This is a genomic window from Luteitalea sp. (assembly GCF_022842525.1).
GTDB lineage: Bacteria > Acidobacteriota > Vicinamibacteria > Vicinamibacterales > Vicinamibacteraceae > Luteitalea.
Window position 1 is genome coordinate 1 of record NZ_JALHPM010000280.1, and the last position, 5,871, is coordinate 5,871.

Annotated in this window: 5 protein-coding genes and 1 pseudogene; 3 read left to right on the forward strand and 3 right to left on the reverse strand. The window is 70.4% G+C overall.

All coding sequences use genetic code 11. The features are described from left to right. Positions 1 to 151: 151 nt before the first annotated feature. The gene (locus tag Q0C41_RS29170) at positions 152 to 2,551 is read left to right on the forward strand and encodes a hypothetical protein (RefSeq protein ID WP_291990160.1); all 2,400 of its coding nucleotides are present in this window, start codon (positions 152 to 154) and stop codon (positions 2,549 to 2,551) included. Between the two features lie 63 nt (positions 2,552 to 2,614). Here Q0C41_RS29170 and Q0C41_RS29175 read toward each other — a convergent pair whose 3' ends face one another. The 3 genes from Q0C41_RS29175 to Q0C41_RS29185 are packed head-to-tail and all read right to left on the reverse strand — an operon-like array spanning position 2,615 to position 4,148. Then, on the reverse strand, positions 2,615 to 3,037 hold the full coding sequence (locus Q0C41_RS29175) for a type II toxin-antitoxin system VapC family toxin (RefSeq protein ID WP_291990162.1): 423 nt from the start codon (positions 3,035 to 3,037) through the stop codon (positions 2,615 to 2,617). Continuing rightward, on the reverse strand, positions 3,034 to 3,306 hold the full coding sequence (locus tag Q0C41_RS29180) for a type II toxin-antitoxin system Phd/YefM family antitoxin (RefSeq protein ID WP_291990163.1): 273 nt from the start codon (positions 3,304 to 3,306) through the stop codon (positions 3,034 to 3,036). The genes Q0C41_RS29175 and Q0C41_RS29180 overlap by 4 nt, the downstream gene beginning before the upstream one ends. 32 nt (positions 3,307 to 3,338) lie before the next feature. Further along, complete coding sequence (locus tag Q0C41_RS29185) at positions 3,339 to 4,148, reverse strand: SDR family oxidoreductase (protein ID WP_291990165.1); 810 nt, start codon at positions 4,146 to 4,148, stop codon at positions 3,339 to 3,341. 256 nt (positions 4,149 to 4,404) lie between these two features. Here Q0C41_RS29185 and Q0C41_RS29190 point away from each other — a divergent pair, with 256 nt between their 5' ends. Continuing rightward, complete coding sequence (locus Q0C41_RS29190; protein ID WP_291990167.1) at positions 4,405 to 5,625, forward strand: hypothetical protein; 1,221 nt, start codon at positions 4,405 to 4,407, stop codon at positions 5,623 to 5,625. A gap of 18 nt (positions 5,626 to 5,643) precedes the next feature. Further along, positions 5,644 to 5,871, forward strand: a pseudogene (locus tag Q0C41_RS29195) (hypothetical protein); the annotation flags it as partial.

The window sequence follows — 5,871 nt, forward strand, 5'->3', positions numbered from 1 at the left end:
CATCAAGCGCAAGGCCGGCGGCTTCCGCAACGCCCAACACTTCACCACCGCCATCTACTTTCACTGCGGTGGGCTCGACCTCTACCCACGCTGATCCCGGAAGAGGCTGAATTTTGAATTCTGAATTGTTGTTCCGTGCTTCGATCGTGATGTGCGTCTGACTCGTGCGCTCTGGGCCGCACTGGCCCTCGTCCTCGTCGCCGCGCTGGCGGCGGCATGGGTGCTGACGCGGCCCGTGGCCCCGGAGCCGCTCCATGTGGGAGCCGCGAGCGTGCTGGCGGGCGACGGCCGCGACGGGTGGCTCGACGGCCGGCGGGACACCGCGCGCTTCTCGGAGCCGTTCGGCATCGCCGTCTCGGCAGACCATGTCGTGTTCGTGAGCGACGCGGGCAGTTCGCATCGCATTCGTCGCATCGACGCCGACGGGGTGGTGTCGACCCTCGCGGGTGGCGGCCGCGGGTTCGTCGATGGCGTCGGGGCCGCGGCGCGGTTCGCCACGCCGTCAGCAATGGCGCTGGCCACCGACGGCACGCTGATCGTCGCCGATACGGGCAATCACGCCATCCGCCGCGTGGCGATGGATGGCACGGTGAGCACCGTTGCGGGCGATGGCGTGCCGGGCTACGTGGACGGACCCGGAAGATTTGGGAGGGACGCCTCGCCGAGGCGTCCCTCCGCTCGCTTCAACGCCCCGGTGGGGGTGGCCGTCGACGCCGCGGGCCGCATCCTCGTCGCCGACACGTACAACGACCGCATTCGCGTCATCGACGTCGATGGCGAGGTCCGGACGCTGGCTGGCGGCGACGACGGGGCTGCGGATGCGCCGAGCTCGGCAGCCTATCGTGACGGCGCCGGGCCGGATGCGCGTTTCGACACGCCGTGCGGCGTCGCCGTCGACGCGCTCGGACGGGTGATCGTGGCCGACACGGGGAACGGACTCCTGCGCGCCGTCGGCCCCGACGGCTACGTGACCACGATCGCCACGCCGCTCGTGGGGTTCGAGCGCCCGATGGCGGTGGCCTCGGACCAGGCCGGCGATCTCTACGTGGTGGACGAGCGCGGTGGGGTGGTCGTGCTCCCGATGCAGGGCGACCCCAGGCTGATCGCGGGCGGCGACAGCGGATTCTCGGACGGTGTCGCGAGCGACGCCCGCTTCCGTCGTCCGTCAGGCCTCGCCCTGCGGGTAGGGCCCGCTCTCCGAGCGGGCCGTCACCGTCAGACCGCCCCCGACCTTCTCGTTGCCGACGCGGGCAACGCCATGGTGCGCCTCGTGGCACCGACACCGATCGAGACGGTCGGACGACGTCCGGCGCGATCCTGGCCGTGGTCCGAGGTCCACCTCCCCGCACCACCGTCGCCGCGTGTGCCGCCGAGCTTCGACGCCGAGGGCTTCGCGCGGACGCCGCTGTACTGGCCGGTCGCGCCGCTGGACGGACCGCACGAGGTGGCGGGCACCTTCGGCGAGGCGCGGGGCGAGCCGGGCCAGGAGCGCCTGCATGCCGGACTCGACGTCCGCGAGGCGCAGGGCACGCTCGTGCGCGCCGTGCGCGACGGCATCGTCTCCAGCCCGATCGCTGCGGGATCGTTCGGCACGCTCAACGAATCGATCCGCATCGGCCCCCTCGCCTACATCCACATCAAGGTGGGTAGGGCCCGTTCTCCGAACGGGCCGTCAGCGGTAGGGCGTAGGGCCCGTTCTCCGAACGGGCCGTCAGCGATAGGGCGTAGGGCCCGTTCTCCGAACGGGCCGTCAGCGGTAGGGCGTAGGGCCCGTTCTCCGAACGGGCCGTCATCAGGAGACATCGACCTCCACCGCTTCGCCCCCGTCTACGACGCCACGGGCACGCTCACCCGCATGCGCGCCAAACGCGGCGCCTTCTTCTCCACGGGCGACGTCGTCGGCAGCGTCAACGCCTTCAACCACGTCCATCTGAATGTCGGCTGGAGCGGCGAGGAGCACAACCCGCTGCGCTTCCGGCTGGTGCAGTTCCGCGACGGCATCGCGCCGACGATCGCCGCCGGTGGCGTGCGGCTGTTCAACGAGGCCTGGCAGCCGCTCAATCCCGATCGCCTCGGGCCACCGCGAGGGCGCGGACGCGCACGTCGTCCGACGCGGCTGCCTCCGGTCGAGCCCGTGCTGGTGCGCGGTCGCGTGCGGATCGTGGTGGACGCGTGGGATCAGGCCGACGGCAATCTCGCCCATCGTCGGCTGGGCCTCTACGGCGCGGGCTACCAGGTGCTCGACGCCACCGGTGTCCCAGCCAGAGGCTTCGAGACGCCGCGCGAGACGCTCCACTTCGATCGCATGCGCCGCGACTCGGACGCGCCGCGGCAGGTCTACGCCAGCGGCAGCGGCATTCCGGTCTACGGCGCCGCCCGCACGCAGTTCCTGTATGTGGTCACGACGAGATACCGGGATGGCGTGGCCACCCCTGACGTGTGGGACACGACCGCCCTGGCGCCAGGCGCGTACGTGCTGCGGGTGGTCGTGCGTGACTTCAGCGGCAACACCACGACGCGTGACGTACGTGTCGCGGTCGTCGCTCCCTGATGTGTGACCCCGCCTGACGCGTCGCCGTCGGACTTGCCAGGCGGGTGCCTCGGAGTCTGGACGTCAGAGCGTCCGGGCCAGCGCCTTCGCCGCCCGAGTGAGTGCAGCGTCCGCGCTGGAGAAAATCGTGTGCTCGACCCCGGCCTGACGAGCGATGTGTGCGAATGCCGCCAGGTGCAGGCTGTCGTAGGCGCGCAGGCCATAGCGGTCGGCCATGTCGGCGGCTTCGGCACACAACTCCCGGGTGACGTCGATGTGCAGGAGTGCAGCCCAGTCGACATCCAGCAACCGCCTGACATCGGAGAGCCCGCGGACAGACAGCAGACGTTCGCGACGACGCCTGGCGAGGGCGGACCTCGCCTCGGTGTACGTGAGCGTGAGCGTGGCCACGACATCGCAGGATTCGACGAGGTCCACCACGTCCAGACTGCCGTGTTCGTCGACGTACAGCTTCAACAGGCTGCTCGTATCCAGGTAGAGCGTCACCTGCGATCCTCGATGACGGCGTCGGACACCGTCGCGCCTCCCTCGAGGCGGACACGCGCTCGAGCCCCTGTGGGCTTGCCGCCATTCCAGTGCGCCCGCCCGTCCTGCACCATCTTCCAGGCCCAGGCCGTGTCGCCCGGTGGCTTGACGGGCGCGATCGTGGCGACCTCCCGGCCGCGATCGGTCACCACCAGCGTCGCGCCGTGGCTCACGCGCTGCAGGTAGTGACTCAGCTTCGCCTTCAGCTCCCTGATCCCGACAGTTTCCATGTGACTACAAGGCTACCACCGATGTGGTCACGTCATCTGGAGGTCGGCTTGCCCGGCTGCGCCGTCATGCCGCGCATCACCTTGCCGATCACCATGACCTGTCCCCAGCGCGGCAACATCGCGAGTGACCAGCCGAGCAGCTTCGACAGCCAGCCGGGTCGCACGGTGGTCCTGCGGCCGAGCGCGTGCATGGTGACTCGCGCCACCACATCGGGTGACAGCGTCTTCCCCATGTGCATCCTGGCGCGCCGCGCGAAGCCGGTGCCGATGGGACCCGGTGCCGACGCGATGACGTCGACCCCGAAGGGCGCCCACTCCGCACGCAGTCCCTCGGCCAGCGTCTGGATGTAGGCCTTGGTGGCGGCGTAGTTGGCAGCGCGCGGCGTGCCGTGGAACGCCAGCAGTGAACTCAGGAACACCACGCCACCGCGCCGGCGCTGCACGAAGCGCGAGCCGAAGTGCCAGGCCTGCGACAGGACGGCCCGGCAGTTGACGTCGAGCATGTTGGTCTCGTCATCCAGCGCGGCGTCGAGCAACGGGCCTGACGTGCCGAACCCCGCCGACGCGACCAGCAGACCGACGTCCAGATCGGCGGTGGCCTCCACCAGGTGCCGCGTGGCCTCGGGCTGCGACAGGTCGACGGCGACGACGCGACAGTCGACGCCATGCGTCTGTCGGAGTTCAGCGGCCAGGGCCTCGAGCACGTCCGCGCGCCTGGCCACCAGCACCAGGTGCAGGCCATCGGCGGCCAGATGCACGGCGAAGGCCCGGCCGATGCCGTCGCTGGCGCCGGTGACCACGGCCCATGGCCCGTACTTCTGAGCCAGACGGGAGGTCGTCATTTCGTCCAGCGCTCGGCAGGCATGCCGACGACGTCCCTGTCGACGCCAGCCGCCAGACTGGCGTGCAGGACGGCGCGGGCAAGGGGCGCGGGGGAGCCGTATCGAAGGGGCATCGTGATCTCCAGGGCTGCCGGATCGCCGACGGCGACGTTCAGGTTAACATTGTTAACCAGACTACGTGGCGGCGGGTGGCGTGTCAACGTGGTGCCACCCGCTCCTCGCGGTGACGCGATGCCTGGGGTAGATTCGGGTCCTCATGCGTCCGCACGCTGCTCGCCTCCTGCTGGTCGTCGTCGTCCTCGTCGCGGTGTCTGCCCTCACGCTCGCGGCGCAGCCCTGGTTCATGACCGATGCCCCAGGCACCTGGAAACCCTGGAAGATGACGCTGTCGTCCGGAGCGCGGGCGTCGACGCGCGCCACCCCGGCGGAGTTGAAGGCGTTCGAAGCGCACCTGGTGGCCTTTCGAGAGCTGCTTCGACGGACGCCCGCGGTGGCAGAACCGAAGGGCTACAGCGTCGAGGTGTGGGGGCACCTCCGTGGCGACGACCGTCCCGCATCGGGTCAGGCACCGGCCGGTCGCCGGCCGATCGGCGGCGGCGTCGACTTCGGGGCGTTCCCGATCTACGAGTACATGCGCAACGGGACCCGCGTGCGTACCGATACCGGCGAGACCGCGCTGCTGCTGTTTGCCGTCAACACGCTCGACGCGCGCGTGATCGGTCAGCCGGGGCCGCCGGAGTGGAACCCGCTCGACCTCGACATCGTCGTGCAGCCGCCGGCCACTGGCGAACGCGCCGGCTTCCCGCTGTTCGACGACATCGTCGTCATCACGAAGCGGGATGCGTCGATCTGGGCGCCGGTCGCGTTGCTCGAGGCGTGGCAGGTGCAGTTGCAGGCCTCGACGCGTGCGCTGGCGGAAGCCAGGCAGGTCGCCGAGAAGATGCAGCAGTCGCGCGCCGAGCATGTCGACCCCGTGCGGAAGGCGAAGCGTGAGGCGGAGTACCGGAAGAACGCCGCGTCGATGCCGAATGCGGAGGAGTACCTGAAGCAGATGGCCGAGGTCGAGGCCATCCGCGATCGGGTGACGCGCGACGAGATCGCGCCAACGAGCGGCACCATGGTCCGCCTGCGCGAGGCTGAACGGGAAGTAGCCGCCGTCGAAGTGGTGATTGCCGCGCTGCCTGGCGAGGAGAGAACGATGCCGGCGTGCTGGCTCCCGGATGCGACGCGGGTGCAGGGTCGCTTCAGAGCGGGGCCGAATGCCCGGTGCCGCGCGCTCGTGCGGCCGAATGCGGCGTTCTTCGACCCGGCGCTGCCGCGCAGCGCGCCGCAGTTGCTGCTGATCACGTCGGCGACGCGCTGCTACGAGGATCGGCGCGACACTGGGTCCTCGACGACGTCGCCGAGTGGCTGCACGGCGAACCGGGCGCTGCTCGAATCGTGGGATCGCCAGGCCGTGCTCGACTGGCTGCAGTGAGAGCGTACCCTCAGGCGCATGTCTCCTGTCGTCCGTGCTCTGCTCGTCTGGGTCCTGCTGTTGGTCGCGTGTCTGGCGGCGTTCGTCGCGCTGGCGTGGTGGGGCCGCCCCGGGGCGCACTGGCTCGAGGTGGACGCGTCCATCGTCGGTGGTGCGGTGGCGGCGTGGTTCGGCGTCCAGTTCGGGCGGGCGGCGCTGAAGCGCTTGCGGGAGCGGGCCGCGGTTGGCGGGCCTGACGACATGGGT